Annotated in this window: 11 protein-coding genes, 3 tRNA genes and 1 pseudogene; 7 read left to right on the plus strand and 8 right to left on the minus strand. The window is 73.8% G+C overall.

Annotated elements, in window-relative coordinates; translation table 11 throughout:
* Positions 1-67: 67 nt before the first annotated feature.
* The gene (locus tag BS80_RS21365) at positions 68-3,643 is read right to left on the minus strand and encodes a response regulator (protein WP_035799693.1); all 3,576 of its coding nucleotides are present in this window, start codon (positions 3,641-3,643) and stop codon (positions 68-70) included.
* 200 nt (positions 3,644-3,843) lie between these two features.
* Between BS80_RS21365 and BS80_RS21370 the strand changes: the two genes are divergently transcribed.
* From BS80_RS21370 to BS80_RS37925, 6 genes are all read left to right on the plus strand, one after another.
* Positions 3,844-3,934, plus strand: a tRNA-Ser gene (locus tag BS80_RS21370).
* A gap of 195 nt (positions 3,935-4,129) precedes the next feature.
* Positions 4,130-4,202, plus strand: a tRNA-Arg gene (locus tag BS80_RS21375).
* Positions 4,203-4,323: 121 nt separating this feature from the next.
* A tRNA-Arg gene (locus BS80_RS21380) sits at positions 4,324-4,396 on the plus strand.
* Positions 4,397-4,585: 189 nt separating this feature from the next.
* Positions 4,586-7,291: an Ig-like domain-containing protein gene (locus BS80_RS40935; RefSeq protein WP_035799695.1), complete on the plus strand. Its 2,706-nt coding sequence runs from the start codon at positions 4,586-4,588 to the stop codon at positions 7,289-7,291.
* A 191-nt stretch (positions 7,292-7,482) separates the two neighbouring features.
* Positions 7,483-8,751 carry an SPFH domain-containing protein gene (locus BS80_RS21390; RefSeq protein ID WP_198045570.1) on the plus strand — a complete coding sequence of 423 codons (1,269 nt, stop codon included), beginning with the start codon at positions 7,483-7,485 and terminating at the stop codon, positions 8,749-8,751.
* Positions 8,748-9,866, plus strand: coding sequence for a C40 family peptidase (locus BS80_RS37925; protein WP_051966873.1), 1,119 nt, complete (start codon positions 8,748-8,750; stop codon positions 9,864-9,866). Before BS80_RS21390 ends, BS80_RS37925 begins: the two co-directional genes overlap by 4 nt.
* 75 nt (positions 9,867-9,941) lie before the next feature.
* Here BS80_RS37925 and BS80_RS21400 read toward each other — a convergent pair whose 3' ends face one another.
* Positions 9,942-10,910, minus strand: coding sequence for an aldo/keto reductase (locus BS80_RS21400; RefSeq protein WP_035802252.1), 969 nt, complete (start codon positions 10,908-10,910; stop codon positions 9,942-9,944).
* A gap of 117 nt (positions 10,911-11,027) precedes the next feature.
* Between BS80_RS21400 and BS80_RS21405 the strand changes: the two genes are divergently transcribed.
* A complete protein-coding gene (locus tag BS80_RS21405; RefSeq protein ID WP_035799698.1) occupies positions 11,028-11,213 on the plus strand; it encodes a hypothetical protein in 186 nt (61 codons plus the stop codon).
* A 25-nt stretch (positions 11,214-11,238) separates the two neighbouring features.
* Here BS80_RS21405 and BS80_RS21410 read toward each other — a convergent pair whose 3' ends face one another.
* The 6 genes and pseudogenes from BS80_RS21410 to BS80_RS21435 all read right to left on the minus strand — a co-directional run bounded on the left by BS80_RS21410 (position 11,239) and on the right by BS80_RS21435 (position 17,387).
* Complete coding sequence (locus BS80_RS21410; protein WP_232246552.1) at positions 11,239-12,237, minus strand: endo alpha-1,4 polygalactosaminidase; 999 nt, start codon at positions 12,235-12,237, stop codon at positions 11,239-11,241.
* Positions 12,238-12,261: 24 nt separating this feature from the next.
* Positions 12,262-12,990: a spherulation-specific family 4 protein gene (locus BS80_RS21415; protein ID WP_051966874.1), complete on the minus strand. Its 729-nt coding sequence runs from the start codon at positions 12,988-12,990 to the stop codon at positions 12,262-12,264.
* Complete coding sequence (locus BS80_RS21420; RefSeq protein ID WP_035799702.1) at positions 12,987-13,865, minus strand: NAD-dependent epimerase/dehydratase family protein; 879 nt, start codon at positions 13,863-13,865, stop codon at positions 12,987-12,989. The genes BS80_RS21415 and BS80_RS21420 overlap by 4 nt, the downstream gene beginning before the upstream one ends.
* A 137-nt stretch (positions 13,866-14,002) precedes the next feature.
* Positions 14,003-14,713: pseudogene (locus BS80_RS21425) on the minus strand (nucleotidyltransferase family protein); the annotation flags it as partial.
* 127 nt (positions 14,714-14,840) lie between these two features.
* On the minus strand, positions 14,841-15,833 hold the full coding sequence (locus BS80_RS21430; RefSeq protein ID WP_035799704.1) for an SDR family NAD(P)-dependent oxidoreductase: 993 nt from the start codon (positions 15,831-15,833) through the stop codon (positions 14,841-14,843).
* Positions 15,834-15,872: 39 nt separating this feature from the next.
* The gene (locus tag BS80_RS21435; RefSeq protein WP_035799706.1) at positions 15,873-17,387 is read right to left on the minus strand and encodes a DUF2339 domain-containing protein; all 1,515 of its coding nucleotides are present in this window, start codon (positions 17,385-17,387) and stop codon (positions 15,873-15,875) included.
* Between the last annotated feature and the right edge of the window lie 6 nt (positions 17,388-17,393).

A 17,393-nucleotide genomic window follows, 5' to 3' on the forward strand; every position in this document is an offset into this window, starting at 1 on the left:
GCGGGGTCCGGTGCGGCGAGAGTGCGTGCCGGGCGTCGCGACGGGGCGAAGGTTGCCTGACGCGGCACTAGTTCCCGGTCATCCCGAGCACCTGGCCCGGCTCGCCGAGGGCGCCGATCCGGCCCAGCAGGTCGACGATCCGGGACTGCACGTCGCCGGTGGTCGAGCGTTCGGCGAGGTAGAGCACGGTCTCGCCGGTGCGCAGGCGCGGGAGTTCGGCGGGGTCGAGGTCAACGGCGGTGTAGACGACCAGCGGGGTGCGGTGCAGGCGGTCGTTGGAACGCAGCCAGTCCAGCAGCCCGAGCCGCCGGCGGCGGATCTTCAGCAGGTTCATCACCACCAGGTTGGGCTGCACGCTGCTCGCCTTGGAGACTCCCTCGATCTCCGAGATGGCGTGCTCGACGTGCATACCGCGCCGTTCCAGGCTGCTGATCAGGGCCGCGGCGATGTCCGGGTCGGACTCCACCAGCAGCACCCGGGCGGCGTGGTTGGCGCTGTCGCGCGGGGCCAGCGCCCGGAGCAGGACGGCGGGGTCCGCGCCGTACGCGGCGTCCCGGTCGGCCTGGCCGAGGCCGGCGGTGACGAGCACCGGGACCCGGCTGTTCAGCGCGGCGGTGCGCAGTGACTGGAGGGCGGTCCGGGTGATCGGTCCGGTCAGCGGGTCGACGAAGAGCGCGGCGGGGTATGCCGCGACCTGCGCGTCCACCTCCTCGCGGGAGCGGACTATCACCGGCCGGTAGCCGCGTTCCTGGAGCGCCTGCTTGGTGGACGGGTCGGGCTCCGGCCAGACCAGCAGCCGGCGCGGACGCCCGTCGGCGGCGGGGCTCACCATCGTCGGGTAGTCGGGGTACTCGGGGACCCGGGGGGTGTTGTTCGGGCCGGTGGGCGGCGCCGCGTCGTCCTCGCCGGTCAGGCGCGGCAGGCCGCGATCGCCCTCGGCCTCGCCGGCCACCTGCGCGGGGGCCGGGCCCAACTCGGCGATCGCGCGCGGCGCCTGCCGCGGTTCGACGGGTGCGGGGACCGGTGCCGGGGCGTCCGGTGCCGGGAACGCACCGGGGAACGCGCTGGCGAAACCGCCGGCCGGACGCGGCGGGGCCAGCTCGCCCAGCCCGCTGCCGACCGGGACCTGCTGCGGCACGGGCAGGGTGCTGGGCGGAGTGCTGGGCATGGGGGGGACGGACGTCTCGCTGAGGGCCAACGCCGTCGAGGGCGTCTCGGCGGACGGACGCGCCGGGCCGGCCTCCAGCGCGGCCGGGCCGGCCTCCGCACGCTCCTGCCGGTCGGCCGACGCCGGATCGGCGGCGCCGTCGGCCGGTCCACCAGTGACGCCGGGGATGCCGAGCCGCCGCCGTCGCCCGGTGGGCTGCGCCGGAGCGGACGGGCCGGTCGGGCCGCCGGCACCGGCGGGCGCCTCGGTGGGCATCGGCGGCAGCGAGTGCTCCAGGCCGGGGTAGAACGGCATACCGGCCTCGGGGACGCCGGGCAGCGAGAGGGCCGCCGGCTCCTCGGGCGGGCCGTCGGGCGAGGGCAGCGCCCGGCGCCGACGGGAGGTCGGCGGGGCGGGGGTGGGTGCGGCGTCGCCCGCTGCGGCGTCGGGGCCGACGGCGGAGCTGGGGCCGGGGCCCAGGGCGAACGGGGTGCGCGGCTGCTCGGCCGAGGCCTGCGCCGGGATGGCGGCCGGGCCGCTCGTCCGCGCAGTCACCGGAGCGGACTCCGGCTCGGCCGCAGCCGACGGGCCGGGGCCGAGCGCGAGCGGGCCGAGCGAGGGGCCGGACTCCCCGCCACGCGCCGCGCGGGCGGACCGCCTGCCCTCCGGTGCCGGTCTGCCGTCGGCCGCCGGTTTCGCGACCGGCTCGGCGGCCGGCCGTTCCGGGGCGGCCGCAGTGGCCTTGCCGTCGCCGTTACCGCTGCCGTCGCCGTCCGCGCTCGCGGTCAGCTCGGGCACGCCGGGCAGGTCCGGCAGGACGGCGGTGTCGGTCTCGCGCGGGACGAGCCGTCCGGCGCCGGACGCGGCGCGGGCCGCGGCGGCGCGGGCGGCCGCCGGGTCGAGCGGGAGCTCCACCACATACGTCGTGCCGGCGTGGTTCGGCAGCTCGTGCGGCTGGAGCACCCCGCCGTGCCGTTCGACCAGGCCGAGGGCGATCGGCAGGTGCACCCGACTGCCGCCCCGGCCCGGCCCGCGGACCTCGATCCGGGCCACCTCACCGCGCTGGGCGGCGGCCAGCACCACGGTCGGCAGGCCCGCCGCGCCGTCGGGGCCGGAGTGGCCGTAGGCCGTACTGGCGAGCGTGAGGCCGCTGACGTCGGCCACCAGGTGGGCCAGCGCCTGGGCCAGCCGTTCGTGGTCGGCGGTCACCTCGACGGGCGCGGCGTGCACCGAGAAGCGCAGTCGGCCGGTACCGACCAGCTGCCCGGCGAGTTCGACGGCGCGGTCGACCAGCTCGTCCAGGGTGGCGACCTCGCGGGTCAGCCCGTCCGCGCTCTCGCGCGGCTCGCGCACGTCACGGCCCTCGGAGGCGTCCGCGCTGACCGGAGCGGTGGCGGCGGCAGCGGCAGCGGCAGTGGCGCCGTCCGCGCCGCGCTCGAACCGCTGGTGGCTCAGCACGCCGTCGATCAGCACGCCGAACCGTCGGCACTCGTCCGCCAGCGCGCGCAGCGTCCAGTTGGCCTCCGGCCAGAGCTGGCCGGCGGGGTCGGCGGCCAGTGTGTCGATCCGCCGCCGCAGCGCGGCGAGGGCGCCGCTGACCTCGGTCTCCAGGACCGCCGTGAGGTGTTCGTTGCGGGCGGTGAGGGCCAGTTCCCTGGTCCGGTCGGTGAACGTCATCACGGCGCCGACCAACTGGTCGCCGTCCCGGACCGGCGCCGTCGTCAGGTCGACGGTGACCGCCCGGCCGTCCTTGCGCCAGAGCGTCGCGCCGCGCACCCGGTGCTTGCGGCCCGAGGTGAGGGTGTCCAGCAGGGCCGACTCCTCGGCGGCCAGCGGGGTGCCGTCCGCCCGGGAGTGCTGGATCAGCGGGTGCAGCTCGCGCCCGCCGAGCTCGCTGGCCCGGAAGTCCAGGATGTGCGCGGCCGCCGGGTTGACCAGCACCACGCGGCCTTCGAGGTCGACGCCGAGGACGCCCTCGGCCGCGGCCCGCAGGATCATCTCGGTCTGCTTGTGCTGGCGCCGCAGCTCCGCCTCCACGCCGAGCCGGCTGGAGAGGTCGCGGACCAGGAGGAGCAGCAGGTCGTCGGTGCCCGAGCGGGAGCCGGTGGCGCGGTAGAGGTCGTAGGGGACGAGCGGCGAGAGCGCGTAGCCGCGGCCCTCACTGGAGTTCTCGTCCGCGAAGTCGTTGCCGGAGACCTCGACGGGGAAGGTGCTGCCGTCCGTGCGGCGCGCGGTCATCCGGACCGGGAGGTCGGCCTCGTCCTGGTCGCGCGGGGCGGGACGCATCGAGCCGGGGATCCGGCTGGGGTCGAACTCGGGCAGCAGGTCCAGCACGCCCATCCCGACCAGCGAGGTCCCGGGGGTCTGCATGCTGCGGACGGCGGCGTTGTTGGCGTCGACCACCGTGCCGTTGCTGTTCACCAGCAACAGGGCGTCGGGGAGGGCGTCGAGTATCGCGGCGAGGCGAGCAGCGCCTCGGGTCGGCCTGCTGCTCACGTCGACTGGTCTCCTCACCACTTACGACTTGCGGCTCGCCACTGCGGACCGGGCTGCTCCGGGGCTTGGAGTATCCCATTGTTTTTGCCGAGAGGACGACCTGCCTAGTAACGTTGTCAACGGTTGGTGCCGAGCCCCCAGGCTGTGGCATCATCACATGCACACGGAGTGCGCCACCTGGTGGCGCGGTCCGGGTGAATGGAGGCTTCGCCTAGTCCGGTCTATGGCGCCGCACTGCTAATGCGGTTTGGGTCTTAAAGCCCATCCGGGGTTCAAATCCCCGAGCCTCCGCTCCGAAGAGAGCCCCCTTGACCTCGGTCGAGGGGGCTCTTCTCGTTCCCGCTAGGCCGCTGCCAGGCCCGGCGGGGTTCTGGAGGGGCCTGGCAGCGGCCTGCCGGGGGAGCGGAGATATCCGATTTCACCCCAGGTCGACGGTCATGTAATGTTGTCCCCGCACCGCCCCGGAGGATCGAATCGCCGGGGCGAGCGCTCATAGCTCAACGGATAGAGCACTTGACTACGGATCAAGAGGTTGCAGGTTCGAATCCTGCTGAGCGCACCGCGATGACGAGGCCCCAGGCTCCGGCCGGGGCCTCGTCGCTTGCGAAGCGCGAGGTTGTCCTCCCGGGATCGGGTAGGCTGGCCGAGCAGTACCGCAGGGCGACTCCGGTCTCCCTGAGGCGCTCATAGCTCAACGGATAGAGCACTTGACTACGGATCAAGAGGTTGCAGGTTCGAATCCTGCTGAGCGCACCGAACCGAAGGCCCCCTCCACCGAGGGGGCCTTCGGCGTTTCCGTGCCAGTCGGCCGATTGATTCGCCCGCCGCGCCCGTCAGGGCGTCCGGACGGGTGGTTGGGGCGGCGTGGCGGGGAAGTCGGGCGATGACTTCCCGTTAGATCGTGATTCCTTCTTGTCACATCGTGTGCACAGGAGGGTCTCCATGAGCCCGAGAACGCCCCGGCGCAACCGCCGTCCGGTCGTCGTCGCCGTGGCGCTGGCCGCCGGACTGACGCTCGGCTGGCTCCCCTCCGTCTCCCAGGCGCAGCAGTCGCCCGACAGCTGGTCGCCCGACCACCAGGCGGTGCTGCGTTCCGGGCTCACCGTCGACCTCGACTTCGAGGCGGCTCCCGGCGTCACCGCCCAGGCCCGCCCCGGCACCCTGGACGGCGCCGCCGACCGGGGATCCCAGCGGGTCCCGGCCTACACCGACGGGGTCCACGCCGGTGCGCCGGCCCAGACCTTCCAGCTCAGCCAGGACCGCCCACAGGCCGACGGCGCGTGGCGCACCCTGGGGACCCTGCGGCTCACCTTCTCCCGCCCGGTCCGCAATCCCCGGCTGCACGTCAGCGGCCTGACCGCGGTCGCCACCGGAGCGGACGGCAGTACCGAGAGCGCCACCCGGCTGACCGTCATCGGCGGTACCCCGGCCGGGCCCGCGCTGACCAGCCGCTCCCCCTGGTCCGGCTGGACGGTCGGCGACGGGATGCTCGCGCCCGCCTCCGCCGACGGCACCGGCGACGCCACCGCCGATCCGGCCGGCACGGTCGAACTGGACGGCACCTTCGACACCGCCACCCTCAGGGTCGAGCAGCGCACCACCGCCCCGGCCGGCAGCAGCACGCCGCCCGCCGCGCTGCGCCAGGCGTACACCATCACCCTGGACGAGTCGCTCGGCAGCGCGCCGTCGGGGTACGGCGGAGCCTCGCATGTGGTCTCGGACCTCTTCCTCGGGTCCGATGCGACCGGTCTGACGCCGGAGCACGTCCGTGGTGCGGTGCCCGCGCCCGTGCCACCCGAGCTCCTGCCCGGCCGGGTCGAGCACGTGGCCAACGACCCCACCGTGGCGTTCCCGCGCGACGCCGCGATCGGCGGCTACTACGACCTGACCGTGCCGGTCAGCCCCGGGCAGAACCCGGCGACGCTGGCGGGCTGGATCGACTTCGACCGCAACGGCCGCTTCGACGCCACCGAACGCGCCCAGGTCGACGTCCCGCCGGGCGCCAGCAGCGCGACCCTGGAGTGGACGGTTCCCGCGAACGTCTCCGCCGGTGACACCTGGGGCCGGCTGCGGATCGGCCGCGACCCGTCCCAACTGGTCGACGCGGACGGCTTCGCGGACTCGGGGCAGGTCGAGGACCAGGCCGTGCAGCTCGCGGTGGTCGCAGCCAAGCCCGAGCTCACCAGCCCGGTGGGCGGCGCGGCGGTCGGCGACACCCGGCCGGAGTTCCGCGGCGACAGCGGCGTGGCCGGCGCGACCGTGGAGGTCCAGGAGGGCGGGTCGGCGCTCTGCCGGGCCTCGGTGGGCGGCGACGGGACCTGGTCCTGCCGGCCCGACACGCCGCTCGCGCAGGGCCGGCACACCGTGCTGCCCGCCGAGACGACCAGCGGGGGAGTGGTGCTGCGCGGGGATCCGGTGCAGCTGACCGTCAACACCACGCCGCCGCCCGCACCACTCTTCACCCTCCCGCAGTACACCAACGACCCCGGCCTGCTGATCACCGGAACCGGCGGTCCCGGGACGACGATCTCGGTCACCGACGAGAGCGGCGCGGAGCTGTGCCGCACGGCCGTCCGACCGGACCGCTCGTGGTCCTGCCTGCCGGTGGAGGAACTGGCCGAGGGGACGCACCACCTCACGGCGACCTCCGTCGACCCGGCCGGCAACCGGACGAACGGACCGGTGACCGCGCTGATCGTCGACACCGCCGCGCCGGCCAAGCCCGTCCTCAGCTCGCCGCAGGCGGGCGAGGAACTGCACGTGGTCCGGCCACGACTGGCGGGCCGGGCCGAGCCGGGGTCGACGGTGACGGTGGTCTCCGGGACGGACGGCGCGCTGTGCAGCGCGGTGGCGGCGGTCGACGGCGGCTGGACGTGCGCCGCGGCCCGCGACCTGGCGCAGGGCGAGCAGTTCCTGACCGCCACGGCCACCGACCGTGCGGGCAACGCCACCCGGGGGGACGTGGTCCGGGTGGTGGTCGCCACGGCGACGGCGACGGCGTCGGCGAGTGCGTCGGCGAGTGCGTCGGCGTCCGCGTCCGCGTCGGCGTCCGCGTCGGCCTCGGTTTCGGCCTCGGCGTCCGGGGCGGCCTCAGCCTCGGTGTCCGCGTCGGCGTCCGCGTCGGCCTCGGCCAGTCCGTCGGCTACGGCTACGGCGTCGGCTCCGGTGGCGGTATCGGCCGGCGCATCGGCCAGTCCGTCCGTCTCGGCTTCGGGCAGCGCATCGCCGTCGTCCGCGACTACGAGCTCCAGCCCGACCCCGACTCCGACCCCGACCCCGACTCCAGCGGGCAGCGCTTCGCCGACGAAGACGCCGATCTCCGTCGCGGTGCCCATCCCGGTCCCCACCCCCTCCTCCGCTCCCGCACAGTCGGCCCCGCCGACTTCCCCCTCCTCAACCCCCTCCCCGTCCCCGTCCCCCTCTTCCGCCGCGTCCTCGCAGCTCCCGTCGCCGTCCGGCGACTCCGCTTCGGCCATGGCCGCGCGGGAGCTGCCGTTGCCGCTGCCGCCGGACGCGATCTCCACGGTGCGTCACACCTCGCTCGGCGGTTGGCGGGCGGCGGGGTGTGGGGTGCTGCTGATCCTGGCGGGTCTGTCGCTGCTCACCCGCAGGGTGTTCGCCCGGGGTCCCGGGAGTCGGCGGAGGTGACGGTGCGTCGACCGAGTCGATGCACCCACAGTGACCAGCGGTTCTTCCGTCTCGACGGATCGTCAGATTAATCGCGACACGCCACATGCCAAATGTCGCATATACGGATTTATGTACTTAGCCTGGCTCTGGCACAGCCCGTCAGATCCGGGCCGACAGTTGCGCGACACACCGACCCGGAGGATCCGAGCATGGAAGCCCCAACCGATATGCCACACCGCACCCCGGTCGGGGCGACCTCGATCCCCAAGGCGCTACCGCCCGTCCCCGCCCCGGCTCCGGTCGCCGCCGCTCCGGTCGCCACGCCGGCCCCCGGTCCGGTGCCGGTGCACGAGCGGCTGCCCCGCCGATCGGGTGAACGTCCGAGTGGGCGAACCGCGGAGGCGGCGGCACGTCGTGGCGACACCGCGCAGTATCCACAGGCTGTGGACGCCCGCGCCGAGATCGCCGCCCGCCGTCCGCCGCGCGCCGACCCGGATCTTCGCGAGCACGGCGCGGTCGCCCTGCCGGGGTGGATCGCGCTGTTCGCGCTGCTGCTCGGGATGGGCTCCATCGTCCTCGTGCTGGCCCGGGTCGGCCTCATCCCGCACCTCAGCGACGCGCTGCCCGACCTGCGCTCGCCCGACTCGCTGGCGGCCGGCGGACCGGTCGTCACCACCCGCGCGCTCGCGGCCGTGACGGCCACCTCGCTGGCCTGTCTGATCGCCCTCGCCGGACTGCTCACCAACGCGGGCGGCGAGACCCGGGTGCTCAGCCGGTGGGGACGCTACCGCGGCACGGTCCGCCGCTCCGGACTGCTCTGGGTCAACCCGTTGCTGCGGCGCCGCCAGGTCGACGTCCGGCTGCGGCACTGGCGAAGCGAGCCCGTCCAGGTCACCGACCGAACCGGGACGCCGATCGTCGTCCGGCTGCTGGTGGTCTGGCGGATCAAGGACACCGCGCGGGCGCTGTTCGCCGTCGCCGACCACGAGGACTACCTGCGCGAGCAGATCCACGCCGTCCTCACCCGCACCGCCAGCACGCTGCCCTGTGACAGCAACGCGGGTCCGGGTCCGGCGCTGCGCGACGGGCAGTGGTTCGCCGACGAGCTCACCCGCTCGCTCGCCGCCGAGGCGGCGCCGGCCGGGCTGGAGGTCTACTCGGTGCAGCCGCAGGCTCTCGACTACGCGCCGGAGGTGGCCGAGTCGATGCGCCGCCGTCGCCTCGCCGATCTGGACGCGGGCCTGCGCACGGTGCTGGTCGACGACGCGGTGGAGGCTGCCGCGCTGGCCGTCCGGCGGTTGGAGCGGGCCACCACGCACGAGTTGGACGACGCGGCGCGCAGCGCCCTGATGGAGCAGTTGCTCGTCGCGTTCGTCGCCCCGGCCGGGGTGCCCAGTGCGATGCCCGGCACGGTCCCGGCACCCGCCGCCCGGCCGACCACCAAGAACGCGGCTCGCAAGGAAGGAAATCGAGCATGAGGATATCCACCGACCCCGCCCTGATCGGCTTCGAGGAACGCCGTGGCGATCTGGCGGAGCCTAGGGGCTGCGGCTGCCTGCACTGCGTCTCACGCAGCAGCGGCAGCGCCCGGCGCCTCGCCCCGGCGGGCGGGACGGCCCGCCCGACCCGGTTCGCCCGGACCGTGCGCGGCACCTGCCTCGCCACCACCGTGCTGGCCGGCGCCGGCGTGGTCGGGCTCGGCTCCGGCGCCGGGACGGCCAACGCCGAGTCGGCGCCGAGCCGGGCCGGCTGGGACGGGTCGCGCTACTGGTTCCGGAACGCGAGTGGTGAGTGGCGGTACACCAGTCACTACGACGTCTATCTGAGCCGGACCTCCGGGGCCTCCGCGACCTCTGGGTCGTCCGGGTCGTCCGGGTCGGCCAGCTCTCCGGCCGGCCAGGCGTCCGAGAGCACCGCCGGCGACGAGGGTATCCGGCAGGGCTGGGACGGCTCGCGCTACTGGTTCCGGAACGCGAGTGGTGAGTGGCGGTACACCAGTCACTACGACGTCTACCTGAGCCGGACCTCCGGGACCTCGGGGTCCACCGAGACCCGCCCCACGTCCGGCGGCGGTCGGCGCCAGGGGTGGGACGGAGCCAGGTACTGGTTCGTCAACGGGAGCGGTGAGTGGCGCTACACCAGCCACTACGACGTCTACGTCAGCCGGACGGCGGGAGGCGACCAGTCCTCCCAGGACCAGCAGGCGCAGCCGTCGCAGCAGGCGGGCAGCGGCGTCGAGGCCGCCGTCGACTACGCGCTGGCCCAGCTCGGCAAGCCGTACGTCTGGGGCGGCGACGGCCCGGACGGGTACGACTGCTCCGGGCTGGTGCAGCAGGCCTACCAGCGGGCGGGGATAGACCTCCCCCGGGTCGCCGACGACCAGTACGCGGCGACCACTCCGATCAGCTCGGCCGATCTGCGGCGCGGCGACCTGATCTTCTGGTCCGACAGCAGCCGGGCCTCGGGCATCCACCACGTCGCGATCTACCTGGGCGGCGGCACCTACGTGGAGGCCCCGCGTCCCGGCCGGAGCGTGCGGATCTCCACGCTCAGCCGTTCCTACTACCCGACCCACCTGGGCCGTCCCAGCTGAGCCGGCGCACGTCCTGAGCGCGGGGCCCCGTCCACAGCCTGTGGACGGGGCCCCGCGCTGTGCCGACGCCGCGGCTCAGGCCGAGGCGTCGTCGAGCAGGGCGAGGTCCTGCGCCGTCAGCTCCAGCGCGGCGCCGGCCAGCAGCGCGGGCAGCTGCTCGACGGTGCGGGCGCTGGCTATCGGCGCGGCGACCGTCGGCTGGGCGGCCAGCCAGGCCAGGGCCACGGCGGCGAGTTCGACGCCGTGCGCCGCCGCGACGGTGTCCAGCGCGTCGAGCACGCGCGGACCGCGCGGCTCCTCCAGGTAGCGGCCCGCGCCCTGGGCCCGCGCGCTCTGCACGGCCGGGCCGCCCGGGCGGTACTTGCCCGTCAGAAAGCCCGAGGCCAGCGCGGAGTAGGGCAGCGCGGAGAGCCGGTGTTCGGCGGCGACCGCAGCCAACTCGCCCTCGTAGCTGTCGCGCGAGACCAGGTTGTAGCGCGGCTGGATGGCCACATACTTGGCCAGGCCCTCGGCGTCGGAGAACTCCAGCGAGGCGGTCAGCCGCTCGGCGCTGATGTTGGAGGCGGCGATCTCGCGGACCTTGCCCTCCTTCACCAGGGCGTCCAGGGTGCCGATGATCTCGGAGACCGGCGTCTCGAGGTCGTCGAAGTGGGTGTAGAGCAGGTCGATCCGCTCGATGCCCAGCCGGCCCAGTGACCCGTCGACGGTGGCCCGGATGTTGTCGGCCTTCAGGCCTTTGGCGTCGGGGTGGGCGCCGACCTTGGTGGCCACCACGATCGAGTCCCGGTTGCCGCGCGAGCGCAGCCAGTTGCCGAGGATGGTCTCCGACTCGCCGCCCTTGTTGCCCGGCACCCACGCCGAGTAGACGTCGGCGGTGTCGACGAAGTCGCCGCCGGCCGCGGCGTAGGCGTCCAGCACGGCGAACGACTGGGCCTCGTCGGCCGTCCAGCCGAAGACGTTGCCGCCGAAGGAGAGCGGGAAGACGGTGAGGTCAGAGGTGCCGAGCGTCACACTGCGGCGGGGGTCACGTCGGTTATCGGTCATGAAGGGGACCAACGAGCGGGAACCGTGGGCCATTCCGTGCTGGGCGGCTGATCGGAAGATCTTCATGCGCCGGTCGCAATAGCACGGGCGGGCCGAAGTTCGTTAGAGTCCCATGCCATGGCTGAGAACTATGAAGACCCCGCCGGCAGCACCCAGATGTTCCGCGCCTTCGTGGAGACGCCGGCGCCGCAGGCCCCGGGCAACGTCTCCGTTCACCGCAGCGGCAACCGCAGTGGCCTGATCGCCGTGGTGGCGATCGTGGCCGTGCTGGTCGTCGGTGCGGTGGTCTGGCTCGCGATCTAGGGCGGCACCCGTCAGGCGCGGGCCGTCAGCACGGCGCGCGCCACGCGTCCAGCTCCAGGTGCTTCTCCATCGAACTGAGTTGGAGTTGCTTGGACTGCGCGCAGTACTGCGAGTTCGGCACGTTGTACTCGACGTGCAGGACCGCTTTGCCCTGCTTGATGAACGGCGTGAGCCCGTCGCACTCCTGGAACTCGGCGCACTGCTCGTCGACTGAGAAGTCGAAGTAGTCGACCAGGTCCGAGACCTGGGCCACGTCGTTCTTCAGGGCGACGCCGAGCCCGAGTTGGTGGGCGATGTCGGCGATCATCTTGTTGTACGCCAGCTGGTCGGCCGCCGTGAGCGGAAAGCCCGACTTGTTCGCGTAGGCCTCCAGGAGGTCGGGCTCGACCGCGTCGAAGCCCTTGGCCTTGCACATCTGGAAGCGCTGCGTCATCAGCGGGCGCAGCACGCTCAGCTGACGGATGTCGAGCCACTTCTCGCCCTTCCACCCGTCGCCGGAGCCCTGGACGGCCTGCGGGAAGGCACCGGCGTCGGGGCGGAAGGTCTCCCAGGAACCGGCGTTGATGTAGCAGATCACCTTGCGGCCCTTGGCGTGCAGCGAGGCGACCACCGAGGCGTCGTTCTCGAAGCCGTCGATGTCGTACACCGGGACGTCGACCGACTGGTCGACCGTGCCGCTGAGTTGCCACTGCCAGGCGGTGCCCGGCGAGGGATGCCAGATCGCCTGCGGAGCCGTCGAGCCGGACGAGCCGGACGGGTTGGGCGCGCCGGGAGAGGACGGTACGCCCGGGGTGGCGCTGGTGGCCGGCGCTCCGGTGGACGGATCGGGCGAGGAGGGGGCCGCGGACGAGGCCGGCGGGGCCGCCGGGGAGGAGCCGGGCGCCGTGGGTGAGGTCGCGACGGTCGGCGAGCCGCTCGCGTCGCCGTCCCCGTCGTCGCCGCCGCCGTCACTGCTGCAGGAGGTGACGAACAGTGCGGTGGAGAGGGTCAGGGCGGCCAGCAGTACGGAGGTACGGCGCGTCACGGTGAGCACTCCAGGGAATCGGGATCAGGGTCGCAGGTGGGGGAGTGCCGTGGCGGCGGCTGGTGGGGGAGCGTCGGCGGGGGCGGGGAGCCCGTACGGTGGGACGCCCCACGGGTTGGCACCGCTCCCGGCCACCGCGCATCCCGCGCCGGCCCGTCGGGAGGCGATCAACGCGCCTGCGGCGCGGGCTCGTTCGGCGGGGACGTCGTAGACCAGGTGGCAGAACCGGGTGGCCGGGTGGTGGCCGGTCCAGAGCGGCAGCACCAAGGCATCGTACTCGGTCCAGCTGCCCTCGAAGGTGACCAGCAGGTCGCCCAGTTCGGGTTCGGCGTAGGCGGGTTCGGGGTGGACGCCGTGGCCCAGCACGACGGTCGCGCAGCCCGCCGCGCGGGCGGCGGTGGCGAGCCGGCGGTAGTGCGGGAGGGCGTCCGCGTGGCTGGCCGCCTGGTCGAAGTAGACGCCGTCGGTGCCGTACCACTGGCGGTAGTTCAACAGCTCAGCCACCACCTCGGCGTGCGGGCGGCGGCCGTAGGCGGTGTCGACGTATCCGAGCAGCGTGATGCCGGCTGCGCGCAGCCGGTCCGCGGCCTGCTCGAAGGCGGGGTCGGGGGCCGGGCCCGGGCCGTCGGCGATGTTCAGCACGACGCCCCGGACGGCCGACGGCCCCGCCGCCGCGACCGCCTGCCAGGCCGCCGGGTCCACCGCGGGGTGGACGTACAGCGGCACCAGCAGGCGGGACTCTGTGACGGTCATCTAGCGTTGGCCGCCAGCCAGAGGTCGTTCAGGGTGTCGGCCAACGGGATGACGGGCTGCCACCCCAGGGCCCGCCCGGCCGCCGAGATGTCGGCCTGGTGCCAGGAGACCGCGGCCGAACGCTCCGAACCCGCGCCGTTCTCGTGGATCCGGCCGGTGAAGCCGGAGGCCGCCACCAGCCCGTCGGCGATCGCCCGGACCTGCTGGGCCCGGCCGGTCGCGATGTTGAGGATCCGCGGGAGCGGTCCGTCGGCCGTGACGGTCAGGGCGACCGCACGGGCGACGTCCCGGACGTCGACGAAGTCGCGGTAGGCGGAGAGGTCGCCGACCGTGATGTCCTCCTCGCCGCCCAGGGCCTTCACCAGTTCGCCCGCCAGCGAGGCCGCCGGTGCGCCGGGGCCCACCGGGTTGAAGACCCGCAGCACCACGGCGTCGAGCTTGGAGGCGGCCACCGCGAGGCTGCCGGCCAGCTTGGTGGCGCCGTAGATCCCGACCGGACGGGTGTCGGAGCTCTCGCTCAGCGGCACGCCCTGCTCGCACAGGCCGTATTCGCCGGCCGAGCCGAGGTGCACCAACTTGGCCGAGGGGACGGCGAGTTGGAGTGCCTCGCAGAGCAGCGCCGGGCCGCGCGCGTTCACCTCGCTCTGGTGCAGCGCGCTGCCGGCCACCGCCCCGGCGCAGTTGACCACCACGTCGGGGGCCAGTGCCGCCAGGGCGTCGGCCAGTTCCGGCAGTTGGGCTGTCGTCAGGTCGACCCGCAGGTCGTGGCTGTCCCGGCGCCCGCCGGTGACCAACTCGGCCGCGGGGAGGGCGCGCAGGGCGGTGGCGACGTGACGGCCGAGGAAGCCGTCCGCGCCGAGCAGCAGGATTCTCACGCGGCCCGCCCGTCGGAGGCGGCCGTGGCCTCGGGCTCGGTCTCGTCCGGCAGGTCGACGGCCGCGCGGGTGACGGGCGCCCGGTCGGCGGCGGCCAGTGCGGCGTGCACCGCGTGCAGACCCTCGCCGATCGGCGCGGCCTCCCGGAGCAGCAGCGAACGGCGTTCCGCGAACTCGGCGTTGGCCCGGTCGTAGTCGTCGGGGCGGCCGATGTCCAGCCAGTACCCGTCGAACTCGTAGGCCGACGGCGGGGTCTTGGCCGCCAACAGGTCGAGCACCAGGTCGTCGAAGCCGAGCGGCAGCCCGGGCGTGTAGGCGGACAGCGCGGAGCGCGAGACGCCGTAGACGCCCATCGAGACCCGGTAGTCCATGCTGGGCTTCTCGCGGAAGCCCGTGATGCTGCCGTCCGCGGTGTCCAGCACGCCGAAGTCGATCTTGACCTGGCGGGCGTAGGTGGCGATGGTGAGCGGCGCCCCGCTGGCCTCGTGGTGCTTGAGGATCCCGGAGAAGTCCAGGTCGGTCAGGATGTCCCCGTTCATCACGAGGAAGTTCTCGGGCAGCCGGTCGAGCAGCGTGAGCAGCGGACCCATGGTGCCCAGCGGTGTGTCCTCGACGGCGTAGCCGACCCGCAGCCCCCACTGCGAACCGTTGCCGACGTAGGCGCGGATGATGTGGCCGAGGTGGCCGATGGCGAGTGTCACCGTCTTGAAGCCCGCGCTCGCCAGCTGGCGCATCACGATCTCCAGGATGGCGTGCTGGTCGCCGATCGGAACCAGCGGCTTGGGCAGTGCCGTGGTGTACGGCCGAAGCCGAACGCCCTTGCCACCGGCCAGAATCACTGCGTGCATGTGGTTCCCCCACAGGTCATGAACGAAGGAGATGAGCGGACGTGGTGCGGGTGCGGCCGGAGGGGCAGGTACCGGCCGTGGGCACTGTGCTCTCGGAATCGGGTGGCCCGGATGGGCCCGGACCGGCTCAGACGTTGTAGATGTCGGTCTTGTAGCGGGCCAGGTTGCTCGGGTCGCGGAAGAAGGCGATGGTCTGCTCCAGCCCCTCCTCCAGCGAGTGCGCGGGCGCCCAACCGGTCGCGGTGCGAAGCCGGGTGGCGTCCGCGACCAGACGCATCACCTCGGAGTTCGTGGGGCGGATGCGCTGCTCGTCCTCCTTGACGGTGACGTCCACGCCCATCAGCTTGCCGACCAGGGTGACCAGGTCGCCGATCGAGATCTCGCCGCCCGTACCGGCGTTGAAGGTCCGGCCGACCACCGTCTCGGCGGGCGCGGTGCCCACCGTGAAGAAGGCGTTCGCGGTGTCCTTGACGAACGTGAAGTCGCGGGTCGGGCGCAGGTCGCCCAGGGTGATCTCCCGCTCACCGGCCGCGAGTTGGGCGATCACGGTGGGGATCACGGCGCGCATCGACTGGCGCGGCCCGAAGGTGTTGAACGGACGCAGGGTGACCACCGGGGTGGTGAAGCTCGCGTGGTAGGAGTCCGCCAGCCGGTCGCCGCCGGCCTTCGAAGCCGCGTACGGGGACTGGGTGTTGATCGGGTGGTCCTCGGTGATCGGCACGGTCTGCGCCGTTCCGTAGGTCTCGCTGGTCGAGGTGTGCACCATCCGCGGGATGTCGAGGTGCCGGACGGCCTCCAGCACGTTGAGCGTGCCGGTGACGTTGGTCTCGATGTACGAGTGCGGCGCCTGGTACGAGTACGGGATGGCGATCAGGGCTGCCAGGTGGTAGACCGCCTCGCTGCCCTTGACCAGCCCGTTCACCGAGCCGGGGTCGCGCACGTCGCCGAGAACGATCTCCACCGAGCCGAGCGTGTCGCGGTCCAGCGTCTCCAGCCAGCCGAAGGAGGAGAACGAGTTGTACTGGACCATTGCCCGGACGTGGTGACCGTGCGAGACGAGCTTCTCGACCAGGTGGGAACCGATGAATCCCTCGGCCCCGGTGACTGCGACAGTACTCATGACGTGGAATGCCCTATCTGTGGTGTGGTGGCGGGACTGTCAGCGGTGCGTGGTGGTGCGGCCGAGGACGACCGTGGCGAGCAGGAACAGCAGGACGGCGGCTGCTCCGCAGCCGTAGAGCTGTACCCGCAACGGGTCGGCCCCGGTGAACAGGGCGGCGGACTCGAAGCCGGCCGCGCCGATACAGAGCCCGGCGGTACGCCAGCTCAGGCCGAGCGCCTGGAGTAGCAGCGCCGTCCAGAGTGTGGCGGCGAGCAGCAGCAGGGCGCCCAGCCGGGGCGGGTCCAGCAGGGGGGTGTGCGGCCACAGCCGGGTGGCCGCCAGGTCCAGCGTGCCGACCGCGGTGAGGTAGCCGACCAGGCAGCCGGCCAGCAGCCCGGCCGTTCGGCGGCGGAAGCCGCCGGGGCTGTGGCTGGTGCGCAGCGCGGTGGTGGCCAGGCTGCGGTACCGGTACAGGAGCCACTCGGCCAGGCCGAGGCTGAGCGTGAGCGCGACCATGGCGGCCCCGGTGCCGCCCCCCGGCACCGGCGGGTCGGCCGGACGGACGGCGTGGTGCACCGTCGCCCCGAGCCCCGCCACCAGCGTCAGGGTCCCCACGGCCAGCCCGAACAGGCCGGCCGCCGCGATCTCGTGCCGGGGCGGTTCGCTGCCGCCGGTGGCCGGCGCGCTCCGCAGGCAGCGCACGACCTGCCAGCCGGCCAGTGCGACCGCGCCCGCCAGGGTGGCGAGCAGGATCGCAGCGCGCACCACGGTCGGCAGCGGCAGGGCCAGGACCAGCCCCGCGCCGACCACCGAGGGCGCCAACGCGGCCAGCAGCAAACGTTCCTGGCCGAGCACCAGGAGCACGGTCGCAGCCCCAAGGTACGCCGACTGACCGCCGGTGAACCAGAGCGCCGACCGCGGACCGCCCAGCACGTAGCCGGCGGTGGCCGCCAGCAGCGCGCCGCTCGGCGCGCCCAGCGCCAGCGCCCGTCCGGCCGAGCGCCGGTCGAGCCGGCTCAGCCAGCTGTACGCGCGGTGCGCCAGCGCCTGGTTCCAGGCCCAGCTCAGCAGGGTGGCCCCGGCCATCGCCGCCATCCCGGAGGGCATGCCGAAGCGCATCCGGTGGGCGGCGAACAGGTCGGCGCCCAGCAGGTAGCCCAGACCCGGCAGGGCGAAGACCAGGCCTCGCAGCACGCAGCGCCACGGGTCGGCCCGCCACGGGTCGGCGGCCGCGGCGGGCGGACCCGGGTAGCGGCGGTCGACCTTGGCGTACAGCTCCTCGGCGAGGGTGAAGGCGTCCGGGCGTCCGTAGTTGAGCGCGGCCTGCTCGTCCGTCAGCCCGTCCGACTCCAGGAAGGCGGCGATCTCGTAGGGGTGCACCGCGTCGGCGCAGATGTCGGCCAGCCGTTCGGCCAGCTCGTCGATGGGGTCCGGCGAGAGCTCGGGGGCAGCGTCCGGCGCGCTCGCCAGCCGCGGCCGCCTGCGCTGGCGCGGCAGGGTCTTCAGCTGCATGGTCTCCTCGGCCCAGCCGGGGGTTCCCTCGTCGGGGACCAGGCGCAGCGGGCCGCTCACCGGCCT

Source organism: Kitasatospora mediocidica KCTC 9733, assembly GCF_000744225.1.
GTDB classification, from domain to species: Bacteria; Actinomycetota; Actinomycetes; order Streptomycetales; family Streptomycetaceae; genus Kitasatospora; species Kitasatospora mediocidica.